At 62.1% G+C, this 22,903-nt stretch carries 22 protein-coding genes; 13 read left to right on the forward strand and 9 right to left on the reverse strand.

Annotated elements, in window-relative coordinates:
• The 7 genes from Q8L50_RS01540 to Q8L50_RS01570 all read left to right on the forward strand — a co-directional run.
• Window positions 1-760, forward strand: a 760-nt coding sequence (locus tag Q8L50_RS01540) for a S1 RNA-binding domain-containing protein (protein WP_305346884.1), incomplete at its 5' end; no start/stop codon positions are given.
• 69 nt (window positions 761-829) lie between these two features.
• A complete protein-coding gene (locus Q8L50_RS01545) occupies window positions 830-1,141 on the forward strand; it encodes an integration host factor subunit beta (protein ID WP_305346885.1) in 312 nt (103 codons plus the stop codon).
• 53 nt (window positions 1,142-1,194) lie between these two features.
• Window positions 1,195-1,470, forward strand: coding sequence for a lipopolysaccharide assembly LapA domain-containing protein (locus tag Q8L50_RS01550; protein WP_305346886.1), 276 nt, complete (start codon window positions 1,195-1,197; stop codon window positions 1,468-1,470).
• Window positions 1,460-2,605 carry a lipopolysaccharide assembly protein LapB gene (gene lapB, locus Q8L50_RS01555; RefSeq protein ID WP_305346887.1) on the forward strand — a complete coding sequence of 382 codons (1,146 nt, stop codon included), beginning with the start codon at window positions 1,460-1,462 and terminating at the stop codon, window positions 2,603-2,605. The genes Q8L50_RS01550 and lapB overlap by 11 nt, the downstream gene beginning before the upstream one ends.
• A 124-nt stretch (window positions 2,606-2,729) precedes the next feature.
• Window positions 2,730-3,677, forward strand: a complete 948-nt coding sequence (rfaE1, locus tag Q8L50_RS01560; RefSeq protein ID WP_370869712.1) for a D-glycero-beta-D-manno-heptose-7-phosphate kinase — start codon at window positions 2,730-2,732, stop codon at window positions 3,675-3,677.
• Window positions 3,674-4,678: an ADP-glyceromanno-heptose 6-epimerase gene (gene rfaD, locus Q8L50_RS01565; protein ID WP_305346888.1), complete on the forward strand. Its 1,005-nt coding sequence runs from the start codon at window positions 3,674-3,676 to the stop codon at window positions 4,676-4,678. Before rfaE1 ends, rfaD begins: the two co-directional genes overlap by 4 nt.
• A 127-nt stretch (window positions 4,679-4,805) precedes the next feature.
• Window positions 4,806-5,318, forward strand: coding sequence for a helix-hairpin-helix domain-containing protein (locus Q8L50_RS01570; RefSeq protein ID WP_305346889.1), 513 nt, complete (start codon window positions 4,806-4,808; stop codon window positions 5,316-5,318).
• Window positions 5,319-5,476: 158 nt separating this feature from the next.
• On the opposite strand, the gene Q8L50_RS01575 is transcribed toward Q8L50_RS01570, so the two are convergent.
• Together Q8L50_RS01575 and Q8L50_RS01580 are read right to left on the reverse strand one after the other, a co-directional pair.
• Window positions 5,477-6,241 carry a DUF3047 domain-containing protein gene (locus tag Q8L50_RS01575; protein WP_305346890.1) on the reverse strand — a complete coding sequence of 255 codons (765 nt, stop codon included), beginning with the start codon at window positions 6,239-6,241 and terminating at the stop codon, window positions 5,477-5,479.
• Window position 6,242: 1 nt separating this feature from the next.
• Complete coding sequence (locus tag Q8L50_RS01580; protein ID WP_305346891.1) at window positions 6,243-8,405, reverse strand: FAD-dependent oxidoreductase; 2,163 nt, start codon at window positions 8,403-8,405, stop codon at window positions 6,243-6,245.
• A gap of 208 nt (window positions 8,406-8,613) precedes the next feature.
• On the opposite strand from Q8L50_RS01580, the gene mtnP reads away from it, so the two are divergent.
• From mtnP to Q8L50_RS01610, 6 genes are read left to right on the forward strand one after another with little or no spacing between them, the layout of a single operon-like run.
• The gene (gene mtnP, locus Q8L50_RS01585) at window positions 8,614-9,492 is read left to right on the forward strand and encodes an S-methyl-5'-thioadenosine phosphorylase (RefSeq protein ID WP_305346892.1); all 879 of its coding nucleotides are present in this window, start codon (window positions 8,614-8,616) and stop codon (window positions 9,490-9,492) included.
• Window positions 9,493-9,516: 24 nt separating this feature from the next.
• Window positions 9,517-10,479, forward strand: a complete 963-nt coding sequence (arsS, locus tag Q8L50_RS01590; protein WP_305346893.1) for an arsenosugar biosynthesis radical SAM (seleno)protein ArsS — start codon at window positions 9,517-9,519, stop codon at window positions 10,477-10,479.
• Window positions 10,480-10,502: 23 nt separating this feature from the next.
• Window positions 10,503-11,186: a TIGR04283 family arsenosugar biosynthesis glycosyltransferase gene (locus tag Q8L50_RS01595; RefSeq protein WP_305346894.1), complete on the forward strand. Its 684-nt coding sequence runs from the start codon at window positions 10,503-10,505 to the stop codon at window positions 11,184-11,186.
• 7 nt (window positions 11,187-11,193) lie between these two features.
• Window positions 11,194-11,859 (forward strand): TIGR04282 family arsenosugar biosynthesis glycosyltransferase, encoded by a 666-nt coding sequence (locus Q8L50_RS01600; protein ID WP_305346895.1) that lies wholly within the window; start codon window positions 11,194-11,196, stop codon window positions 11,857-11,859.
• Window positions 11,860-11,891: 32 nt separating this feature from the next.
• Window positions 11,892-12,962, forward strand: coding sequence for a methyltransferase domain-containing protein (locus Q8L50_RS01605; protein ID WP_305346896.1), 1,071 nt, complete (start codon window positions 11,892-11,894; stop codon window positions 12,960-12,962).
• Between the two features lie 18 nt (window positions 12,963-12,980).
• On the forward strand, window positions 12,981-14,057 hold the full coding sequence (locus tag Q8L50_RS01610) for an inorganic phosphate transporter (RefSeq protein ID WP_305346897.1): 1,077 nt from the start codon (window positions 12,981-12,983) through the stop codon (window positions 14,055-14,057).
• A gap of 43 nt (window positions 14,058-14,100) precedes the next feature.
• Here the strand turns inward: Q8L50_RS01610 and Q8L50_RS01615 are convergent, their stop codons facing one another.
• From Q8L50_RS01615 to Q8L50_RS01645, 7 genes are all read right to left on the reverse strand, one after another.
• Window positions 14,101-14,634 carry a DinB family protein gene (locus Q8L50_RS01615; protein ID WP_305346898.1) on the reverse strand — a complete coding sequence of 178 codons (534 nt, stop codon included), beginning with the start codon at window positions 14,632-14,634 and terminating at the stop codon, window positions 14,101-14,103.
• The gene (locus Q8L50_RS01620) at window positions 14,615-14,989 is read right to left on the reverse strand and encodes a hypothetical protein (protein WP_305346899.1); all 375 of its coding nucleotides are present in this window, start codon (window positions 14,987-14,989) and stop codon (window positions 14,615-14,617) included. The genes Q8L50_RS01615 and Q8L50_RS01620 overlap by 20 nt, the downstream gene beginning before the upstream one ends.
• Window positions 14,990-15,015: 26 nt before the next feature.
• Entirely contained in the window at window positions 15,016-18,675 is a 3,660-nt protein-coding gene (locus Q8L50_RS01625; protein WP_305346900.1) for a hydantoinase B/oxoprolinase family protein, read from the reverse strand.
• Window positions 18,676-18,733: 58 nt separating this feature from the next.
• Window positions 18,734-19,708: a TRAP transporter substrate-binding protein gene (locus Q8L50_RS01630; protein WP_305346901.1), complete on the reverse strand. Its 975-nt coding sequence runs from the start codon at window positions 19,706-19,708 to the stop codon at window positions 18,734-18,736.
• A gap of 301 nt (window positions 19,709-20,009) precedes the next feature.
• Window positions 20,010-21,302 carry a TRAP transporter large permease gene (locus tag Q8L50_RS01635; protein WP_305346902.1) on the reverse strand — a complete coding sequence of 431 codons (1,293 nt, stop codon included), beginning with the start codon at window positions 21,300-21,302 and terminating at the stop codon, window positions 20,010-20,012.
• Between the two features lie 17 nt (window positions 21,303-21,319).
• A complete protein-coding gene (locus Q8L50_RS01640) occupies window positions 21,320-21,829 on the reverse strand; it encodes a TRAP transporter small permease (protein WP_305346903.1) in 510 nt (169 codons plus the stop codon).
• 99 nt (window positions 21,830-21,928) lie between these two features.
• On the reverse strand, window positions 21,929-22,894 hold the full coding sequence (locus Q8L50_RS01645) for a TRAP transporter substrate-binding protein (protein WP_305346904.1): 966 nt from the start codon (window positions 22,892-22,894) through the stop codon (window positions 21,929-21,931).
• Between the last annotated feature and the right edge of the window lie 9 nt (window positions 22,895-22,903).

Here is a 22,903-nt window from a genome sequence, read left to right on the forward strand (position 1 = left end):
GGACTGGACCAACAAGAACGTGGCCCCGAGCAAGCTCGTCAACCTCGGCGACGAAGTCGAAGTCATGGTTCTGGAAAACGACGAAGACAAGCGCCGCATCAGCCTGGGCATGACGCAGTGCAAAGCCAACCCATGGCTGGAGTTTGCACAGGACACCAAGCGCGGCGATCGCGTCAAGGGCCCGATCAAGTCGATCACCGACTTCGGCGTCTTTGTGGGCCTGGCTGCTGGTATCGACGGCCTGGTGCACCTGTCTGACCTGTCGTGGAACGAGCCCGGCGAAGCCGCCGTGCGCAACTACAAAAAGGGCCAGGAAGTCGAAGCGATTGTGCTGGCCGTCGACGTCGACCGCGAGCGCATCTCCCTGGGCATCAAGCAGCTTGACTCTGACCCGTTCACCACCTTTGTGTCGATCAACGACAAGGGCGCGATTGTGACGGGCAAGGTCAAGACCGTGGATGCAAAAGGCGCCGAGATCGATCTGGGCGAAGACATCATTGGTTATCTGCGCGCCAGCGAAATCAGCCGTGACCGCGTGGAAGACGCGCGCAACGTGCTGAAAGAAGGCGACGAAGTGTCGGCCGTTGTGGTAAACGTGGATCGCAAGACCCGCAACATCCAGCTGTCGGTCAAAGCCAAGGACAACGCCGACCAGCAGGAGGCCATGGCCTCGCTGAGCCAGCAGTCTTCACGTGACAACGCGGGGCTGACCAACCTGGGTGCGCTGCTGCGCGCCAAAATGGACAACGCTGAGAAGTAAACCGGACTTCCTGAACATGGCGTGCCTGCTCCCCGGAACAGCACGCCATTTCTTTGTCCCCCTATTCTTATGACCCGAAGTGATCTTGTTGAAGAGCTGGCTGCCCGTTTCAGCCAGCTGACACACCGCGACGCCGAATATGCCGTCAAGACAATTCTTGACGCCATGAGCGATGCGCTGGTGCGTGGGCACCGGATCGAGATCCGGGGCTTTGGCAGCTTCTCGATCAACCGCAGGCCGCCGCGCATGGGGCGCAACCCGCGGTCCGGCGAAAGTGTGGCGATTCCTGAAAAACGTGTACCGCATTTCAAGCCGGGCAAAGCACTGCGCGAGGCCGTCGACACCCGAACCGAAGAAATGCTGGCGCCCAAAGCCAAATAGGCGGTTTCTGCGGGTGGGCTGGCTACAATTGCCGCACCACAAGGGGACCGTACGTGAAATACCTGATGTGGCTGCTCAAAGCAGCCATTTTTTTTACGCTTTTTGCGTTTGCGCTGAACAACCAGCAAACCGTGTCCGTGTACTTTTTCTTCGGCACCGTGTGGCAGGCGCCGCTGGTGCTGGTGGTGCTGGTGGCATTTGCCAGCGGCCTGGCCCTGGGGGTGCTGATGATGATGCCGCGCTGGTGGAAAACCCGCCGTGCCGCGCGCTTGAACCCTCCCACCGCCGCCATGAGCGAGAACCCTTCGACGATGCACCATGGACTTTGACTTCACCTGGGTCCTGCTGGGGTTTCCGATTGCCTTCACCCTGGGCTGGCTGGCTTCCAGGCTGGACTTGAGGCAATTGCGCATAGAGAACCGGCAAGCACCCAAGGCCTATTTTCGCGGCCTGAATTTTCTGCTCAACGAGCAGCAGGACCAGGCGATTGACGCCTTCATCGAAGCCGTGCAGAACGACCCTGACACCTCGGAGCTGCATTTCGCCCTGGGCAATCTGTTCAGACGGCGCGGTGAGTACGAGCGCGCAGTGCGTGTGCACGAACACCTGATGTCGCGCGGCGACCTGACACAGCCCGAGCGTGACCGGGCCCAGCATGCACTGGCGCTTGATTTTCTCAAGGCCGGCCTGCTGGACCGTGCCGAACTGGCCTTGAGAAAACTCGAAGGAACCAGTTACGAAGAAGAAGCCCGCCTGGCCCGCCTGTCGATCTACGAGCGTTCACGCGACTGGGACCACGCCACCGAGATCGCCGGCAAACTGGACAGTAGCAGCCAGGGCAGCTTCAGCAATCGGCAAGCGCACTACCTGTGCGAGCAGGCCCAGGCCGCAGCCGCATCAGGTGCCCCTGAACAGGCGCTGGAGAGCCTGGAACTGGCGGTTGCGCTGGCGCCTGCCTCGCCGCGACCCTTGATCGATCTGGCCAAACTCCAGACTCAGCAGGGCCAGCACGCCGCAGCCTTCGCCAGCCTGCGCAAGCTTGCGCAAAATGCACCGCAGGCCCTGCCGCTGGCCGCCGGCCTGCTGGTCAACATTGCGCAACAAGGCGGTCAACAAGCCGCAGCCCTGGAACTGCTCAAAACCAGCTACGCCCAATTGCCCTCACTCGACCTGCTCGATGCCATCATCCGGCTTGACAGCGGCGCCAGCGAAACCCGCCAGTGGTATGGCCAACATCTCGAACGCGAGGCCTCGCTGGTCGCTGCCTCCAAATGGATCGCCGGTGAACAGCTGGGCAACGAGCAGCAGCGCGGACTGCTTCAGCGCGCGCTGGACAAAGCCACCAAACCACTGCTGCGTTACCGCTGTGCCGCCTGCGGTTTTGAGGCGACCCAGCATTTCTGGCATTGCCCCGGCTGCCAGGCCTGGGACAGTTACCCGGCACGGCGCATAGAAGAGTTATGAACACCAGAGATTTGGAACACCCCCGTCGGATGCTCACTGCGTGTAGCACCTTCCCCCCTTGCAGGGGGCGGACACCTGCGGCCTGGCAAAGCCAGATCCGCGGCGTCCACTTGAATAAGATTTGATGAACATGACCGCACACTCAACCGTGTCCCGAGAACAGCTTGCCCAAGCCCGCGTGCTGGTGGTTGGCGATGCCATGCTGGACCGCTACTGGTATGGGGCGGTGGACCGCATCTCGCCCGAGGCGCCGGTGCCCATCGTGCGCGTGACCCGGCAGGAAGAACGCATGGGCGGCGCGGCCAATGTGGCTTACAACATCGTCACCCTGGGCGCGTGCGCCTCGCTGCTCAGCGTCGTGGGGGATGACGAAGCCAGCCATCAGCTGGAAGCCCTGGTAGCGGCCTCCGGTATCACGCCCTGCTTCGGGCGCGATCCACAGCTCAAAACCACCGTCAAGTTGCGCGTGATTGGCCGGCAGCAGCAGCTGCTGCGGCTGGATTTTGAAAATACGCCTGAAAGCGAAGTACTGGCCTCGCAATCTGCCGCGTTTGAAAAACTGCTGCCGCAGCACGACAGCGTCCTGTTCTCGGACTACGGCAAAGGCGGCCTCGCGCACATCGGCCTGATGATTGACCAGGCGCGTTCCGCAGGCAAGGTGGTACTGGTGGACCCCAAGGGCGCAGACTATTCGCGTTATAAAAATGCCAACGCCATCACCCCCAACCGCGCCGAACTTGAACAGGTGATAGGCACCTGGCGCGATGAAGCCGATTTGCAGGCCAAAGCGCAGAATTTGCGGGCATCGCTCAAGCTGGATGCCGTGTTGCTGACGCGCAGCGAAGAAGGCATGACCTTGTTCGACGCTGCGGGTCAGTTGCATGTGCCGGCGCTGGCGCGTGAGGTATTTGATGTGACGGGTGCGGGCGACACCGTGATCGGCACCCTGGCGGCCATGGCTGCAGCCGGTTTGAGCCTGCGTGAAGCGGTGCCGGTGGCCAACCGTGCCGGGGGCATCGTCGTCGGCAAATTTGGTACGGCGACAGTCAGTTACGAGGAACTATTCCCATGAAGATTGTAGTCACCGGCGCCGCCGGGTTTATAGGTGCCAACATCATCCAGGGCCTGAATACGCGCGGTATCAACGACATCATTGCGGTGGACGATTTGACCGACGGCGACAAATTCCGCAACCTGGCCGATCTGCAGATCGCCGACTACATCGACGCAGACGACTTTTACGAGCTGTTTGCAGAAGCCGCTTTTGGCGATGTGGATGTGGTCTTTCATGAGGGCGCCTGCAGCGACACCATGGAGCCCGACGGCAAGTACATGATGGACAACAACTACACGCTGTCCTGTGACCTGTTCTCGGCCTGCCAGGAGCAGGGCACGCGGCTGCTGTATGCCTCGTCGGCGGCCACCTATGGCGGCTCCAGCACCTTCCGCGAGTCACCCGAGTTTGAAAAACCGCTCAACGTCTACGGCTACTCCAAGCTGCTGTTCGACCAGAAGCTCAGGCGCGAGCTGGGGCCTGATTTTTCGGGCGCCCAGACCCAGGTGGCCGGCTTTCGCTACTTCAACGTCTATGGCCCGCGTGAGCAGCACAAGGGCCGCATGGCCAGCGTGGCTTTTCACCAGTTCAACCAGTACCGCGCCGACGGCAAGGTCAAGCTGTTCGGCGAATACGGTGGCTACGGCCCGGGCGGGCAGATGCGTGACTTCGTGTTCATCGACGATGTGGTGGCGGTCAACCTGTGGTTCCTGGATAACCCGCAGGCCTCGGGCCTCTTCAACCTCGGCACCGGCAAGGCACAGGCTTTTAATGACGTGGCGCTGACCGTCGTCAACACCTTGCGCCAGCAACAGGGCGAGGCAGCCCTGACGCTCGAAGAAGCCGCGCGCGGCAGCCTGATCGACTACATGGACTTCCCCACCGCACTCGTTGGCAAGTACCAGAGCTACACACAGGCCGATCTGACAGCGCTGCGAGCGGTCGGATGTAAGCATTCGTTTGCTGACGTGCAAACCGGTGTAGCTGCTTACATGAATGTGCTGGCAAAGTCCGCCTAGGGCTTATTCTGTGTGACCCCCTGGTACGGGGTCAACGCCGACTACGGGGCAGCCGTTATTAGATCGGGACATCCTGAATGCCAGGAGGGATCACCCGCCACAACCATTCACTTCGAGGAGATTTCTGATGTTCAAGAAACTGCTGGCCTTTGTCGCCGCCATGTATGTCGCCGTGGCTTTTGCTGCTGTTGACGCCAACACCGCCACTTCTGCCGAGCTCGACAGCATCAAGGGCATTGGTCCGGTCAAGTCGGCGCTGATCATTTCAGAACGCAAGAAGGCGCCTTTCAAGGACTGGAATGACTTTGTCACCCGCGTCAAAGGCGTGGGTACCGACAGCGCAGCCAAATTTTCGGCCGAGGGCATGACGGTCAATGGCGCAAGCTACAAAGTCGGCGGCAAAGCAGAAGCCAAGGCCGACAAACCGGTCACTGAAAAAGCCAAGGATGCGGCGGTTGCCACCAAAGACGCCGTCAAGGGTGCAGCCGTGGCAACCAAGGATGCAGCCAAAGAAACCGCCAAGGACATCAAGGCCGCTGTGACCCCCAAGGCAGAAACCAAGGCCGAAGTCAAGGTCGATGCCAAAGCCGGGGCCAAGGCAGATGCGCCGAAACCTGCCTCCAGCGCAGCGAAAAAATAAGCGCTCAGCGCTTGTCCAGTCAACCCGCCGCCGGCGGGTTTTTTCATGCCTTATCGCCCTCCAGCCCTTACGCCACATGCGCAAGCAGCTATCAAATCAGTAGCTTTCGGGAGGTAGTCCAAGCGCAATGGTTCGCATGGTGCCAAAACCGGGGACTTTCAAGGGGACAAGGTGACATCCCCGACATGGCCCAGGCTACGGCCACCCGTGCTGTCGGCATCAGCGCCAACCAGCACGGCCTGCAGCGGCGGCACTGCATCGCTTTCCTTGCCAAAGGCGCGACGAAAATCAGCCCCCAGATCGCGCGAATGGGCAACCCACTGACCCAGGCGCTGCTCACCGCTGTCCAGGACGATGAAGCGCACACGTGCGCTGTAGGCGTTGTCCAGCAGGGTTCCCGGCGCCAACGTGCCGTCCCAGACATAACACAGGGTGGCGGACGGCAGTTTCTCGCCGCTGACGGCACGCGCCAGGCGCAGCAGGTTGCGTTCGATCAGCCCGAGTTTGTCCAGCGGCATGTCAAACAGCGCACACAGCTTGAGCGGGCTGTCGTCGCCCTCGCGACGGCGCAAGTCGGCTCCGCGCAGAGGTTCGTCCAGCCGCCAGCGCCAGCCCAGCCGCAGCCCCGCCTCAGGCACCACCGCAGGCAACTCATGCACCAGGTTGGCATACGACTTGGCCGCTTCAATCCGCAACACCTTGCGCCCGTCCAGTTCGACCAGCGCAAAGCTGGTCAGCGGGATTTTTCCGCCGGGCACACCCACTACGCGCCAGGGCGCTGGCGGCTGCTGTCCGGTGACCGATGAAAACGCTGTCAACGCCAGCGGCTGTGCATGGGCTCCCATGACGGTCGCCATAGTGCCCAGCAGAACCGTCAGTCCCGCCCCAAACAGTCGGCTCAGGTGCGGCAGTACGGGCTTCATGTCACCCCCGCTTCCAGTCGTGGTAACGGCGTACCCACTCCAGCAGGCGCTTGGGCTGGTGCGCGCGCTTCCATTCGCCGGCCGCAAACTTGTTGGCCTCGGCCAGCGTCGGGTAGGTGTGGATGGTGGAGAGGATTTTGTTCAGTCCCAGCCCGTGCCGCATGGCCAGTACATACTCGGCCAGCAGGTCACCCGCATGGGTACCCACAATGGTCACGCCGAGAATTTTGTCCTTGCCCGGCACCGTCAACACTTTGACAAAACCCCGCGCCTCGCCGTCGGCAATCGCCCGGTCCAGGTCGTCCATGCCATAACGGGTCACCTCAAACGCGATATTTTTTTCTTTGGCTTCCTGCTCGTTCAGGCCAACACGGGCCACCTCCGGATCGATGAAGGTGGTCCAGGGAATGACCGAATAATCTGCCTTGAACAGCCTGAACTCGCCAAACAGCGCGTTGACCGCGGCGTACCAGGCCTGATGCGACGCCACATGGGTCAACTGGTAAGGTCCGGCCACATCACCCGCCGCATAGATGTTCGGGTAGATCGTCTGCAGGTACTCGTTGGTATCGACCGTGCGCTGGACCGGAATCCCCAGCGCTTCAAGCCCGTAACCCTCCAGCCGCGCCACCCGGCCGACCGCGCAGATGAGCTGGTCGAAGTCAATGCGTAGCTCGCTGCCCGCATGCGTCACGACCAGCGTCTTCACGCCAGCCGAGACCTCGCAGCGCAGCGCCTTGTGGTCCGTCAGCACCTGCACGCCATCGGCGCTCAGTGTTTTTTGTGCCAGCGCCGAGACCTCTTCGTCTTCCCGCAGCATCAGCCGATGCGCCATCTCCACCTGCGTGACCTGTGAGCCCAAGCGCGCAAAAGCCTGAGCCAGCTCGCAACCTATCGGCCCACCACCGAGGACCACCAGCCGCCGGGGCACTTCGTCGAGCTGGGCAAATACGTCCCACAGGGTATCGCTGGTCACATAGCCAGCTTCTTCCAGCCCCGGCAGAGGCGGCACCAGCGGCCGGGCACCGGCTGCGATCACGATGCTACGGGTGGTCAGGGTCTGGGTGCCGCCTTCATTGAGGGTGATTTCCACCGTCCAGGGGTTGACGATACGCGCATAACCCTGCAGCACCTCTACCCCCAGCCCGGTGTAACGCTCGACGCTGTCATGTGGTTCTATGGCGCGAATGACCGCCTGAATCCTCTGCATCACCGCCTTGAAGCTGAACCCCGGCGTGCTGTCGCTCAGGCCGTAGCTGGCGCCATGTTTCATCTGGTGCGCCAGTTTGGCACTGCGGATCAGCGCCTTGGACGGCACGCAACCGTAGTTCAGGCAGTCGCCGCCCATCTTGTGGGCTTCCACCAGCGTCACTTTGGCCTTGACCACGGCGGCGATATAGGCCGAAACCAGCCCGCCGGCGCCAGCACCGATGACGATCAGGTTGCGGTCAAATCGCGTGGGGCGCACCTTGGCCCAACGCGCGTACACCTTGCGGCGCCTGAAAAACTGCAGCACCTTGTTGACCGCCAGCGGCAAGACCCCAAGCAGCACAAAAGAGCCGATCAGCGCCGGCGAGGCAATCGACCGCAACGAATCAATTTTGGCGATCTGCGTACCGGCATTCACATACACCACGGTGCCGGCCAACATGCCAAGCTGGCTGACCCAGAAGTAGGTCCAGGTCTTGATGCGGGTCAGGCCCATCAGCAGGTTGAGCGCAAAAAACGGCACGACCGGGATCAAACGCAGCGAGAACAGGTAAAACGCGCCCTCTTTCTCCACACCCTTGTTGATCTCGTCCAGCCGCTTGCCAAAACGTGCCTGGATGCTGTCCCGCAGCAGGTAACGCGCCGCCAGCATGGCCAGCGTGGCTCCCAGTGTGGATGCAAAAGACACCACAATGGTCCCCAACACCAGGCCAAAGCCGGCACCGGCCGCCAGGGTCATGATGGCGGCTCCCGGCAGGGACAAGGCCGTCACGGCCACATAGGCCGCAAAAAATGCCAGTGTCACCCAGACCGGTTTCTGCTCAAAAACGGCCTGGAAAGACGACTGGCTGTCCTTGATGAAGCCCAAGCTCAAATAACGGCCCAGATCCAGCGCAAAAAAAACGCCTATGCCCGCCAGCAAGAGTACGGCGATGATGAGTTTGCGTGAGTTCACGACCGTCCTTTGATGGTTATGTCAATTCAGTCGGACGAAAACGCTGATTCTTACAAAAACCGGCCCACGCGCTGTAAGAAAAGGCCCACGCCAACGACGAATTCATGAAGTGGTTGTAATACGAGGCTAACACTGCTTCCTGCAAATTCGCTCAGAATATGCGGCTGAGCCTGAATCTCCACCCCCTCATCAAAAGGACCGCAAAAGCATGACCCAGGCACTGGTAGGCATCATCGGAGGCAGCGGCCTCTACCAGATGGACGCGCTTGAAGGTGCGCAGGAGCAGGTGATGGACACGCCCTTCGGCGCGCCATCCGACGTGCTGGTCACCGGCAAGGTCCACGGCATTCCCGCCGTTTTTCTGGCCCGGCACGCGCGCGGCCACCGCCTGCTGCCTTTCGAGGTGCCGTATCGCGCCAACATCCATGCCATGAAGCAGCTCGGCGTGCGTTACATCGTCTCGGTGTCGGCCGTGGGTTCGCTGCGTGAAGAATTCAAGCCGCTGGACATGGTGCTGCCCGACCAGTTCATTGACCTGACAAAACGCCGCGAAAGCACTTTCTTCGGCAACGGCGCGGTGGCCCATGTGTCCATGGCGCAACCGGTCTGCGCTGCTGCTGCCGGCGTGCTGGCGCGTGCTGTGCGCGGCGTGTTGGCCGCCGATACTTCCGACCACGGTGTAACCCTGTACGAAGGCGGCACCTACGTGTGCATCGAGGGCCCGCAGTTTTCCAGCCTGGCCGAATCCCATTGGTACCGCAGCATGGGCGCCGGTGTGATTGGCATGACCAACATGCCTGAGGCCAAACTGGCGCGCGAGGCGCAGATCGCTTACACCACGCTGGCCATGGTGACTGACTTTGATTGCTGGCATCCCCGAGAGGCGCATGTCAATGCCAACATGGCACTGGCCAACTTGCTCAAAAACGCCGGTCGCGCCCAGCAGGTGGTGGCGGAGGCGATACGTCTGCTGGGAGCCGAACAACCGGCCAGCGAGGCCCACAGCGCACTGCAGAACGCGCTGGTCACCCAGCCCGACGCGATGGCCCCCGAGGTGCGCGCGCGTCTGGCCGCGCTCCTGACCTGACACTTCATTGGATAGGCCCACCTTATGCACGACACCCTCCCCCTGCTGAAAAAAACACCTTTCCCGGCCATCCGCCGCGCGCAGCTCGACACCCTGCAGGTCAACCTTGGCTACAAATGCAACCAGAGTTGCCTGCATTGCCATGTCAACGCCGGCCCGAACCGCACCGAAATGATGGATGCTGACACGCTGGCGCTGATTCCCCAGGTGCTGGCGGCACGCGGTCTGGGCACGCTGGACCTGACGGGGGGCGCACCCGAATTGCATGAGGGGTTTCGCGATCTGGTGCGCAGCGCACGCGCGCAAGGCGTGCGCGTGATCGACCGCTGCAACCTCACCATCCTGTTCGAGCCCGGGCAGGAAGGACTGGCCGAATTTCTGGCCGAACAAGGCGTGGACATCGTGGCGTCCATGCCTTGTTACTCGGCCGCCAATGTCGACAAGCAGCGCGGCGAAGGTGTTTTCGACCTCAGTATCGCGGCCTTGCAAAAACTCAACCAGCTCGGTTACGGCCAGAGTGGCTCGGGCCTGTCGCTGAACCTGGTCTACAACCCGCAGGGTGCATCCCTGCCGCCCGACCAGCAGGCCCTGCAAGCCGATTACAAACGCGAACTGCTGGCGCATTTCGGCATTGTTTTCAATGAGCTGTTCGCGCTGACCAACATGCCTATCCAGCGCTTCGGCTCGACCCTGGTGTCCAAAGGCACGTTTGACAGCTATATGGAGTTGCTCAAGGGCAGCTTCCAGGAACAGAACCTGGCTGGCGTGATGTGCCGCAACACGGTCAGCGTGGACTGGCAAGGCTGGCTGTCCGACTGCGACTTCAACCAGCAGCTCGGCCTGCCGCTGGGCACTTCCGGCCTGCAGCGCCATCTGCGCGACCTGCTCAGCGCCGGGATCGACGAGCAGCCGATCCGCGTGGCGGGCCACTGCTTTGGCTGCACCGCCGGCCAGGGCAGCAGTTGCGGCGGTGCCCTGGAGCACTGAGACCCCACCTGCAACGCCCCATCATGGCGGGACCCGGACTTTCCATCGTCATGCCCGTGCTCAACGAAGCTGCGGGCATCGGTGCGGCGCTGCGAGCGCTGGCACCGCTGCTGGCCAGCGGCGCTGAATTGATCGTTGCCGACGGCGGCAGCAGCGACGACACCGCAGTGCTGGCGCAGGCCGGTGGTGCACAGGTGATTGCTGCGCCGCGCGGTCGGGCGCTGCAGATGAACGCGGGCGCCGCACAAGCCACCGGTGATGTGTTGCTGTTTTTGCATGCCGACACCGTGCTGCCCGCCAGCGCCGACGCGCTGATCTGCAACGCCCTGGCCGACGGTTCGAAAGTCTGGGGCCGTTTTGACGTACGAATCGCAGGCCGCCCGGTCATGCTCAGGCTCATCGCCGCCCTGATGAACCGGCGCTCGCGCTGGACAGGCATCGCCACCGGCGACCAGGCGATGTTCATGACCCGCAGCGCATTTGAGACCGCGGGGGGCTTTCCGGCCCAGCCGCTGATGGAGGACATCGAGATGTCCCGTCGCCTGCTGCAGCTTTCGCGTCCGGTCTGCCTGCAAGCCCGGGTGCAGACATCCGGCCGGCGCTGGGAAAGCCGCGGTGTCTGGCGCACGATTTTGCTGATGTGGCGCTTGCGCTGGGCCTACTGGCGCGGCGTCGCGCCCGAACGGCTGGCCGAGCTGTACCGGTGAACATGCCATGACCCGCCTGGTGATTTTTGCCAAGGCGCCGCAGCCCGGCGCCGTCAAGACCCGCTTGATCCCCGCGCTGGGCGCTGAGGGCGCGGCGACACTGGCGCGGGCGATGCTGGACCACACGCTGCAGCAGGCCGTGGCGGCCGGTTTGGACGCGGTGGAGCTGTGTATGAGCCCGGCGCCCGGTGACACCGCCTGGCACGGCGTGGCGCTGCCCGCCGGTGTGGCCTGCACGGCGCAGGGCGCGGGGGACCTCGGTGAACGCATGGACCGCGCGATGCAGCGCGCCCTCACCTTCCACCACGGCCCGGTGCTGCTGATCGGCACCGACTGCCCCGCTCTGGACTGCGAGCACCTGCGCCAGGCGGCCCGGCAGTTGGCTCAACACGATGCGGTACTCATACCCGTGGCCGACGGTGGTTACGTGCTGATCGGGCTGCAAGGGCCCTGCCCCGGTGTTTTTGCAAACATGCCGTGGAGCACATCCACCGTCACCACCGAAACGCTGCAACGCCTGGACGCGCTGGGCCTGCGCGCGTGGCAGGGGCCGGTGCTGCACGACATCGACGAAGCAGGGGACCTGGTCCACCTGCCGGTGGGCTTCATGGCCCAGAAGCATCTGGCCAAATCGGTCTCCAGCCCAATCAACACCTCCGCAAGCAGCTCCTGATTTCATAGCACCTTTACTTTCAGAAGAACCCCATGAACGAAAACCACAACACCTACGACATCGTCACCGACTACTACGGCCGCCAGCTGCAGGGCACGGCCGACCTCAAGACCAGCGCCTGCTGTGACGTCAGCAGCATGCCCGAGTGGCTCAAGCCGCTGCTCGCACGCATCCACCCCGAGGTGCTGTCGCGGTACTACGGCTGCGGCCTGGTCTGCCCGCCGCTGCTTGAAGGCTGCCGCGTGCTGGACCTCGGCTGCGGCTCTGGCCGCGACGTGTATGCACTGGCACAGCTGGTCGGGCCTGCCGGCTCCGTGGTCGGCGTGGACATGACCGATGAACAACTGGCCGTGGCGCGTGCGCATCAGGCCCACCACGCCGCTTTGTTTGGCTACAGCAACGTGGAATTTCTGCATGGCTACATCGAGCGCCTCGACGAGCTCGGGCTGGAGCCCGGCAGTTTTGACGTGATCGTCTCCAACTGCGTGGTCAACCTCTCGCCCGACAAAGACGCCGTGCTCGCCGGTGTGCAGCGTCTGCTCAAACCCGGTGGCGAGTTTTACTTCTCCGACGTGTACGCCGATCGCCGCGTGCCGGCAGCGGTGAAGAACGACCCGGTGCTGTACGGTGAATGCCTGGGCGGCGCGCTGTACTGGAAAGACTTCGAACGCCTGGCGCAAGGCCACGGCTTTGCCGACCCGCGCCTGGTGGAAGACCGGCCCCTGGACATCACCGATCCACAACTGGCGGCGCGCACCGGCAACCTGCGCTTTTATTCGGCCACCTGGCGACTGTTCAAGCTGGCCACGCTGGAATCGGCTTGCGAGGACTACGGCCAGGCTGTGGTCTATCGCGGCAGCATTGCAGAACACGCCGGCCGCTTCGCGCTGGACAAACACCACGACATCCAGACCGGCAAGGTCTTCCCGGTCTGCGGGAACACCTGGCACATGCTGCAAGGAACACGGTTTGCGCCGCACTTCAGTTTCATTGGCAACTTTGACACGCACTACGGGATTTTTGAAGGCTGCGGCACCAGCCTGCCGTTTGACGGTGCGCAGGGCAATAACGCTGGTTTTTGCGGCCCTGCCGGATGTTGCTGATTTGTTGTCCGCCACGCCATGGAGTACCTGCTTGTCGCCGTCGCACTTTTTCTGGCCTTCGGAAACGGCGCGAACGACAACTTCAAGGGCTTCGCCACCGTCTGGGGTTCAGACTCCCTGAGTTATCGCCAGGCTTTGATCCTTGCAACGCTGGCCACCGTGGCCGGCAGCCTGATGTCGCTGTACCTGGCCAACGGCCTGGTGCAGCAGTTTTCGGGCAAGGGGCTGCTGCCCGCGCTGGTGGTGGACGCCCCGCGCTTCATCGCCAGCGTGGGCCTGGCAGCGGCACTCACGGTCATCATCGCCACACGCGCGGGGCTCCCGATTTCCACCACCCATGCCCTGCTGGGCGGTCTGGTGGGCGCAGGGCTCGCGGCCAGCCCGGGTGAGCTGCAGTTCGCCCGGCTCGCCAACACCTTCGTGCTGCCTCTGCTGCTGAGTCCTGTGTTGGCTGCCGTGCTGGGCTGGCTTGCCTGGCGGCTCCTGTTGCTGCGGCGCGCCGACACGGATTGCGCCTGCGTCATTGCACCGCCAGTGCTTGCCGTAACCTCCGGCTCTGTGCTGCAACAGATGACCGCTCCTCAACTGGTGATGGGCTCCAACCCCCAATGCGACCAACTGGCGGCGCCCCTGGCCCGGCTGGCCATTGCCCGCATGCTGAACCGGCTGCATATTTTTTCCGCCAGCCTGATCTGTTTTGCACGCGCCGTCAACGACACCCCAAAGCTGGCGGCGCTGCTGGTGGCAGCCCACCTGCTCAATGCGCAAACCTCCATCGCCATGATTGCCGCCTTGATGGCGCTCGGCGGCGTACTGCTTTCGAGGCGAGTGGCCGAAACCATGAGCCGGCGCGTGAGCCGAATGGACCCCACGCAGGGGCTGTCTGCCAACCTCATCACCGCCACGCTGGTGCTGGGTGCCAGCCAGTTCGGCCTGCCCGTTTCCACCACACATGTGTCGGTAGGCGCGATTGCTGGCGTGGGGTCGGGCGCCGACACGCTCAATAAAAGCGCATTGCGCACCATCCTTTTGTCCTGGGTCGCCACCTTGCCGATGGCGGCAGGCCTGGCGTGGCTGGCGCACCAGTTGTTCTGAGCCTGCGCGTGTCGGTGTGATCAGAAAAAAGACCGGGGCCGCCTCACAACAGCGCAACCAGGTCGGTCACGCCAACATCGACACCGGCCTGCATCAACAGCGTGGTCGCCTGTCCGCGGTGATGCGTCTGGTGGTTGAAAAAATGCGTCAGCGCCTGCCAGGCCGGATGCGCACGCTGCACCCCCTTGGTATTGGCGTATCGCATGGTGCTGGTCAGAAAGTCTGCTGTCATCTCGGCCAGCCACTGTTCAATCACTTCATCCAGCGCGTCGCGCGTTTGCCGCAGGTCCTGCCAGTCGGGGTGCAGGTCGCTGCTGTAGTCAGAGCCTTCCGGCAAGGCCAGTGCCGCTGCGGGCAGCGCGGCGAACCCCGTCTCCTGCGAGGCAAACCGATGCAGCCACATCTTGTCTGCCAGCACCAGGTGTGTCAGCGTGTGGTGGATGGAGCCAAAAAAAGCGCCGCGCTGACGCTTGCGCTCTTCGTCACTGAGCGTCCCGCAAGCGTCATAAAGACGCTGGTTCATCCAGCGGTTGTAACGCGCTAGAAAACGGTAGTTTTCAATGCAGGTGTCGCTCATGCGCCTGATTGTCAGGAATTTTCCGGTGCGCCGCAACGGCAGGCACCATGCCTTCAAACAGTGGTGCCAGGCGCATGATCGCTTGGGCCGCCGCCTTCTGCCCGAGATCCTGCGCAAGGTATTGAAAGATGTCGGCACGTAACAGCCACAAATCGACTACCGAGTGGGCTATCGCGATGCGGGCCGAGGCCCGCAGGCGGTGGCTGTCGGTGCAGGGCGCCACGGCGAGTGTCATGGCGGCACGGATCGCGCGCAACTCAGACTTCGGCGCGGCAGGACTGTGGGCCGGAACCGACTCGTGCGGTGAAGGGTCGGCCGTGCCGAACCAGCGCTGAAGACGGTTGTTTCTTTCCATGGCCCTGGCGTCTTTTGACGAGTCGTTCAGGCCACGCCAAATCCGCCGCCACCGGGCGTGTGGATTTCAAACACGTCGCCCGGCAACATCTCGGCCTGGCCGATATGGTCCAAGGCCTCGATTTGCCCACCCGCACGCACCACCACGTTGCGACCGACCTGACCCGGCTCGCCGCCCGCCATGCCAAACGCGCCGTGTTTGCGCCCATTGGACAAAATGCTGGCTGTCATGGGTTCGAGAAAACGCACACGCCGCACGCCGCCGTTGCCGCCCGTCCACTTGCCAGCGCCACCCGAGCCCTGGCGAATTTCATAACTCTCCAGCCGCACCGGGAAGCGGAACTCCAGCACTTCCGGATCAGTCAGGCGTGAGTTGGTCATGTGGGTCTGCACCACCGAGGTTCCGTCAAAACCCGAGATCACCTTGCCATCAGCGTCCGTCACCCCGCCGGCGCCAGAGCCGCCCGAGATGGTTTCGTAATACTGGTGGCTGGCATTGCCAAAGGTGAAGTTGTTCATGGTGCACTGGCTGGCGGCCATGACACCCAGCGCGCCAAACAGCGCATTGGTGATACAGGTGGAGGTTTCCACATTGCCGGCCACGACAGAGGCCGGCGGGTTCGGGTTCAACATCGAGCCCGGTGGAATGATCACCTTCAACGGTTTCAGACAACCCGCGTTGAGCGGAATGTCGTCATCAACCAGGGTACGGAAGACATAAAGAACAGCCGCCATACAGACGGCCGTCGGTGCATTGAAGTTGTTGGTCTGCTGCGCCGATGTGCCAGTGAAGTCAATTTCGGCACTGCGGTTTTTTGTGTCGACACGAATCGCCACGCTGATCTGCGCGCCGTTGTCCAGCGGCAGCGTGAACTGGCCGTCTTTCAGCCGCGTGATGACACGGCGCACCGACTCTTCGGCGTTGTCCTGCACATGGCGCATGTAGGCCAGCACCACCTCCAGGCTGAAGCTGTCCACCATCTTGCGCAGCTCCTGTACGCCTTTTTCGTTGGCGGCAATCTGCGCTTTCAGGTCGGCCATGTTCTGCTGCGGGTTCCTCGACGGGTACTCCCCGCTCTTTAGCAAGGCCACCATCTCGGCCTCGCGCAACACACCGCGCCCCACCAGTTTGACGTTGTTGATCTGCACGCCCTCTTCTTCAATACGTGTTGAAAACGGCGGCATCGATCCCGGCGTGGTGCCGCCCACGTCGGCGTGGTGTCCACGCGAGCCGACATAAAAAGTCGGCGTCTCTGCCGCGCCCAGATAGACCGGTGTGATCACCGTGATGTCTGGCAGGTGGGTACCGCCGTGGTAAGGGTCGTTCAGCGCATACACATCGCCGGGTTGCATCTTGCCGGTGTTTTCACGGATCACCGTCTTGATGCTCTCACCCATGGAACCCAGGTGCACCGGCATGTGGGGCGCATTGGCAATCAGGTTGCCAGCGGTGTCAAACAGCGCGCAGCTGAAGTCCAGCCGCTCCTTGATGTTGACCGAGTAGGCGGTGTTCTGCAGCTGCAGGCCCATCTGCTCGGCAATGTTCATGAACAGGTTGTTGAACACTTCCAGCAGTACCGGGTCCACCGTGGTGCCTGCGGCGAACTTGATGGCGCGTTCGGCACGGCGGTCCAGCACCAGGTGGTCCAGCGCCGTCAGCGCCGCTTCCCAGCCAGGCTCGACCACGGTGGTAGCGTTTTTCTCGGCAATGATGGCCGGGCCGCTGATGATGTCGCCAGGCTGCAAGTCCTCGCGCACCACCAGCGCGGCATCGTGCCACTGCCCGCCAGAATACATACGCACAGTTTCACGGCGCGGCACCTCGCGCGGCTCGTGGGTCGCGTGGCGCGGCTCCACCGGTGCATCACCGGCCACCACCGCCTCGACCGACACCGCTTCCACCACCAGCCCTTTGCCCTGCATCAGGAATGCAAAACGCTGACGGTAAGCCGCCTCGAAAGCAGTTTCAATCTGGTCGAGGCTGCCAAAAGGCACGATCAGCGCAGAGTCGCTGCCCTCGTAACGCACATGCACGCGGCGGTGCATGGTGATGGCGCCCTGGCTGACCTGCTGGCGCTGCAGCTCGGCCTGCGCGGTGGCGGCCAACCCATCCAGCTTGCTTTCAACTTCTGCCAAAGCCGCATCCGACAGCTTGAGTTCCACCGCCTGCTCGCGGATCACGTTCTGGTCGGCCAGCCCCATGCCGTAAGCAGAAAGCACACCGGCCAGCGGGTGTACAAACACCCGCGTCATACCCAGTGCATCGGCCACCAGGCAGGCGTGTTGGCCGCCTGCGCCGCCGAAACACTGCAGCGTATAACGCGTCACGTCATAACCCCGGGCCACAGAAATTTTCTTGATGGCATTGGCCATCTGTTGTACCGCGATGTTGATGAAACCTTCGGCCACCACTTCAGCGGCGCGCCCGGTCTGGCCTGCCAGCTCGTTGAACTGGGTTTCCACCGCCTCATAACTCAGGGGTTCGTCGGCATTCGGGCCAAACACCTTGGGGAAATAACGCGGCTGTACCTTGCCAACCATCACATTGGCATCGGTCACCGCCAGGCGCCCGCCGCGGCGGTAGCTGGCCGGTCCAGGGTTGGCGCCGGCACTTTGCGGGCCGACCCGAAAACGCTCACCGTCAAACTTGAGGATGGAGCCGCCCCCCGCCGCCACAGTGTGGATACTCATCATCGGGGCGCGCATACGCACACCGGCCACCTGGGTTTCAAACTCACGTTCAAACTCGCCAGCGTAATGCGACACATCGGTGGACGTGCCACCCATGTCAAAACCGATCACCTTGGTGTGGCCCGCTATCGCTGCGGTGCGTGCCATACCCACAATGCCGCCGGCCGGGCCGCTCAGGATGGCGTCCTTGCCCTGAAACACATGGGCGTCGGTCAAGCCGCCGGAAGACTGCATGAAAAACAGTTTGACACCCGGCATCTCGCCCGCCACCTGCTCCACATAACGCCGGAGAATCGGCGACAGGTAGGCATCCACCACGGTGGTGTCGCCCCGGCTGACAAACTTCATCATCGGGCTGGTTTCATGCGAGGTGCTGATCTGCGTAAAGCCAACTTCTCGCGCAATGCGGCTGGCAGCCTTTTCATGGTCAGTGAAACGGTAGCCGTGCATGAAAACAATCGCAACGCTGCGCAGCCCTTGCTGGTATTGCGCAAGCAGCTCCTTTTTCAATAGCATTTCGTCGAGCGCCTGGAGCACCTCACCCTGGGCGCCTACACGTTCCTGGGCCTCGACCACCGCGCTGTACAGAAGCTCTGGCAGCACGATGTGGCGGTCAAACAGCCGGGGACGGTTCTGGTAGGCGATCCGCAGCGCATCACGAAAACCGCGTGTGGTCACCAGCAGCGTTTTTTCACCCTTGCGCTCCAGCAGGGCGTTGGTGGCCACCGTGGTGCCCATCTTCACGCAATCGACCTGGTCGGCGCGAATCGGCTCTCCGGCTTTGAGGCCCAGCAGATGGCGGATACCGGCCACTGCCGCGTCGCGGTACTGCTCGGGGTTCTCACTGAGCATCTTGTGGGTGAGCAAGGAGCCGTCCGGCTTTTTAGCCACAATGTCGGTGAACGTGCCGCCACGGTCTATCCAGAATTGCCAGCGTTTGTCCGCCCTCCCGGAGGCCTGGGGGGTGGTCGGTGCGGTCGATTTGTTGTCGGTCATGTCGAAGTCTGGTTCAAAAAAAATGACGGCGAGGCAGCGCCCCGCACGCCCAAAATGTTTACTGAAGGTAGTAGGGCACAAAAATCTGATTGGCCTCGTTGCCCACCGTGCGCACCCACTCGCGTGAGAATTTTTCGCCCATGCGTTTGATCTCCAGCTCCACGTCCGGCGGGATACGGTCAATCCTGATGCCATTTTGCCGCAGCTCTTCGGTGGCGCTGCTGGCGAGCGACTCGCTGGCCGCCCAGCCTCTGGCCTCGGCCTCCGCAGCCGCCTTGCGTACGGCGCTGCGCGCTTCGGGTTTAAGTGCGTCAAAGGACTTGCTGCTGACAAACACCACATTTTTCGGAAACCAGCCGTTGATCTCATAGTAGTACTTGATAGCGCCCCAGACCTTGTTTTCCACCCCGGTCAGTGCGGACGTGATCATGTTGTCCATGCGGCCTTCGGCCAGGGCCTTACCCACATCCACCATGGCCACATCCACCGGCTTTGCGCCCAGCAGTTCGGCAATACGCAAGGTGGTCGAGTTGTAGGTCCGCATCTGTGTGCCCTTGAAGTCGGCCAGGCTGCGTATGGGTTTGCTGGAGTGCAGGCCCTGTGGCGGCCAGGGAACTGTGTAGAGCAGGATCAGCCCGCGCTGTGCAAAGTGTTTCTCTATGCCCGGTCGTTGAAGTTTCCACAAACGCGCGGCATCCTTGTAGGAGCTCACCACAAAAGGCACCGCATCCGCACCGGCAATCGGGATGTCTTTCACCATGCTGGTCATGATGGTTTCGCCGGCCTCGGCCTTGCCGTCCACCACGGCCTGCCTGATGTCATTGAGTTTGGCCAGGGTGTTGTTGGGGTGTACCTGTATCTTCAACTGGCCAGCCGTTGCCTGTTCGATGTCACGCGAAAACTGCAATATATTCTGCGTATGGAACGATTCAGCCCGGTAGCCGGTAGCGAGTTTCCAGGTGGTCTGCGCCATCACGGCAGAGGTATGACCCAGCGAAACCGCGCACAGGACGGAGATCAAAAGTTTTTTCATGGGAACTCCTGAAAAGAAGTGGCTTGGGCCTGTTCACACTATTTATACAAGTGCGAACGGGGTGAAAACAGCGCCAATCAAGGCGCACGACGACACCCAGACTGGGTGTCTGGGTTAGGAGTGCAACGCCGAGTGGCGTTGTTTTCACCCCGTTCCCTCCGGGTTGCGGCCAAAAAGGCCATGCGCAGCGTTGCAAACCCTTGCCGGGCGCCAGCCCGGCTGCGTTTTGCGCCTCGCGCATGACCTTTTTGACTCGCAACGCATCTTGCATAAGTAGTGTGAACAGGCCCTGGCAGTTGAACTACATGTGACGCGGCAGCCACAGCACCACGTCGGGGAAGAAGTAGGTAATCAGCACCGCGACAATCATGAGCAGGAACAAGGGCAGCGCGGTGCGTGCGATCCAGGTCACCTCGCGTTTTGTCAGGCCCTGGATGACAAAAAGATTGAAGCCGACCGGTGGCGTGATTTGTGCCATCTCGACCACCAGCACAATGAAGATGCCGAACCAGATCAGATCGAACCCGGCGGCTTCTACCGTAGGCAGCAGGACAGCAATGGTCAGCACAACGACCGAGATGCCGTCGAGGAAACACCCCAGAACGATAAAAAAGCCGATCAGCCCCAGCATCAGCATGAAAGGCGAGAGGTTCAACGCGCCTATGAACTCGGCCAGGTGTCGCGGCAGACCGATGAAGCCCATGGACAGGGTCAGAAAGGCCGCGCCCGCCAGGATCAGGCCGATCATGCAGTAGATGCGGCAGGCGGCAACCAGCCCCTCCTTGAACTTGCTCCAGTTCAGGGAACCTTCAATGGCCGCCAGTACCAGCGAGCCCGCCACCCCGAGTGCAGCAGCTTCAGTGGCGGTGGCGATGCCGCTGTAAATGCCGCCCAGCACCACCACAATCAGCGACACCACGGGAATCAGGTGCCGCGAAGCGTATATTTTCTGGCCGAAACTCATGGCCGCATCGGCCGCCGGCACCTTGTCCTTGTTGAACAAGGCCCAGACCATGATGTAACCCATGAAGAGCGCGGCCAGCATCAGGCCTGGAATCACACCGGCCAGAAACAGCTTGGCGATGGACACATTGGCAGCGACGCCGTACACAATCATGATGATGGAAGGCGGAATCAAGAGGCCCAGCGTGCCTGCGCCGGCCAGCGTACCGACCGAGATGTCGTCGGGGTAGCCGCGCTTCTTGAGTTCGGGCAGGGTGATCTTGCCGATGGTCGCGCAGGTGGCGGCCGACGAGCCGGAAATCGCCGCAAAGATGGTGCATCCGACCACATTGATGTGCAGCAGCCGGCCCGGCAGGCGGTCCAGCCACGGCGCCAGCCCCTTGAACATGCTGTCGGACAGCTTGCTGCGAAACAGAATCTCACCCATCCACAAAAACAGCGGCAACGCGGTCAGGGTCCAGCTGGAGGTGGAGCCCCAGATGGTCAGCGCCATGCTGTCCCCCGCCGGTCGCTGGGTCAGCAGCTCCATCCCCAGCAGGGCCACTGCCAGCAGCGACAGCCCTATCCACAAGCCCGACCCCAGCGCCACAAAAAGCAGCACGATCAACCCGAAGGCAATAACGATGTCCATGTTTGTCTTTCCGGGGTTTATTCAATGTGGGCGGCTTCGCTGGAGACGGCAATAAAACTGCCGCCGTACCAGCGCTCGACCAGTGCATGTACAAAGGAAAGCGCAAAGCCGATGCAGCCCAGCGCCATCGCAAGCTGTGGAATCCACAGGGGCGATGCGTCTGCGGCCGGCGAGACATCGTGCGTGATGTACGACACCCAGACGAGCCGCGCCGCGTACCAGGCCACGTAGGCCGTCAAGGCCAGCCCCGCAGCCAGAGACCACCACTCAAGAACACTGCGTACCCTGGGAGAAACCCGATCAAGCAACAGCGTCACGCGAATGTGGTCGCCATGTTGAAGCGTGCCTGGCAGCGCGAGAAACAGGGCCGCCGCAATCGCATAACCGGCATAAGCGTCGAGACCGGGGATATCCCACTTCGCCTCGCGCGCCAGCACACCCAGCATCACGGTGCCAAAGGCCGCCAGCATGGCCATGCAGGACAAGCCCATCAGCAGTTTGTAAAAATTCCGGACGAGTTTGCCCATCACGTGCTCCTGCATCGATCAAAAAAACGAGAGAAGAAAAGCGGCGGGCCTTCTACCAGCAGGTCTGCATTGCACAGACCTGCCCACCGCGGATGCCGCTTATTTCTTGCGGTAAGCGTCGACCACAGCCTGGCCTTCAGGGCCAGCGGTCTTGAGCCACTCGGCGGTCATGGTCTCGCCGATAGCGGCGAGTTCCTTCTTGACGCTGTCCGAAGGCGCGCTGATGGTCATGCCTTTGGCCGCCAGCTCTTTCATGTACTCGCCGTCCAGTTTCTCGCTGGTCGCCCAGCCGCGTTGTTCGGCCGCAGCTGCGGCCTTGAGCAGCGCCTCCTGCGTGGATTTGTCCAGTGCATCAAACGCTTTCTGGCTCACCACTGTCGCATTGCGCGGCAGCCAGGCGCTGACGGGGTAGAAGTACTTGACCTGCTCATGCAGTTTGCTTTCCACACCACTGGCGCTGGACGTCAGGAAGTTCTGCACCCCACCGGTCGCCAGCGCCTGACCCAGTTCGGCCAGCTGGATGGTCACCGGCTGCGCCTTGAGCAGCTGCGCGATACGTGTGGTCGCCGGGTTGTAAGCGCGCATCTTGGTACCGGCGAAGTCGGCTGGTGTGCTGATGGGCTTGAGCGAATACAGCGACTGGCCAGGCCAGGGCACGGTGAACAAGACCTTGACACCCTGGGACGCCAGCAGCTTGTCCTGTGCGGGTTTGGCAGCCATATACAGGCTCTTCGCATCAGCGTAACTGGTGGCCAGGAAGGGGATGGAGTCAATCCCGAACAGCGGGTTTTCATTGGCAGCGCCAGAGAGGATGAATTCGGCCGCCTGCACCTGCCCGGTTTGTACCGCGCGCTTGATCTCATTGGCCTTGTAGAGCGAGCCACCCGGGTGCAGGGTGATCTTGAGTTTGCCCGCTGTGAGCTGGTCCACCTCATTGGCGAACTGCTGCACGTTCTGGGTCTGAAAACTATTGGCAGAGTAGCCCGTGGGAAGGTCCCATTTGGTCTGGGCCGACACGGTGGCTGCTACCGCGAGGGCAGACAGACAGAAGATAAATTTTTTCATCAAAGGACT

The sequence above is a fragment of the Polaromonas sp. genome (assembly GCF_030680935.1).
Classification (GTDB): Bacteria; Pseudomonadota; Gammaproteobacteria; order Burkholderiales; family Burkholderiaceae_C; genus Polaromonas.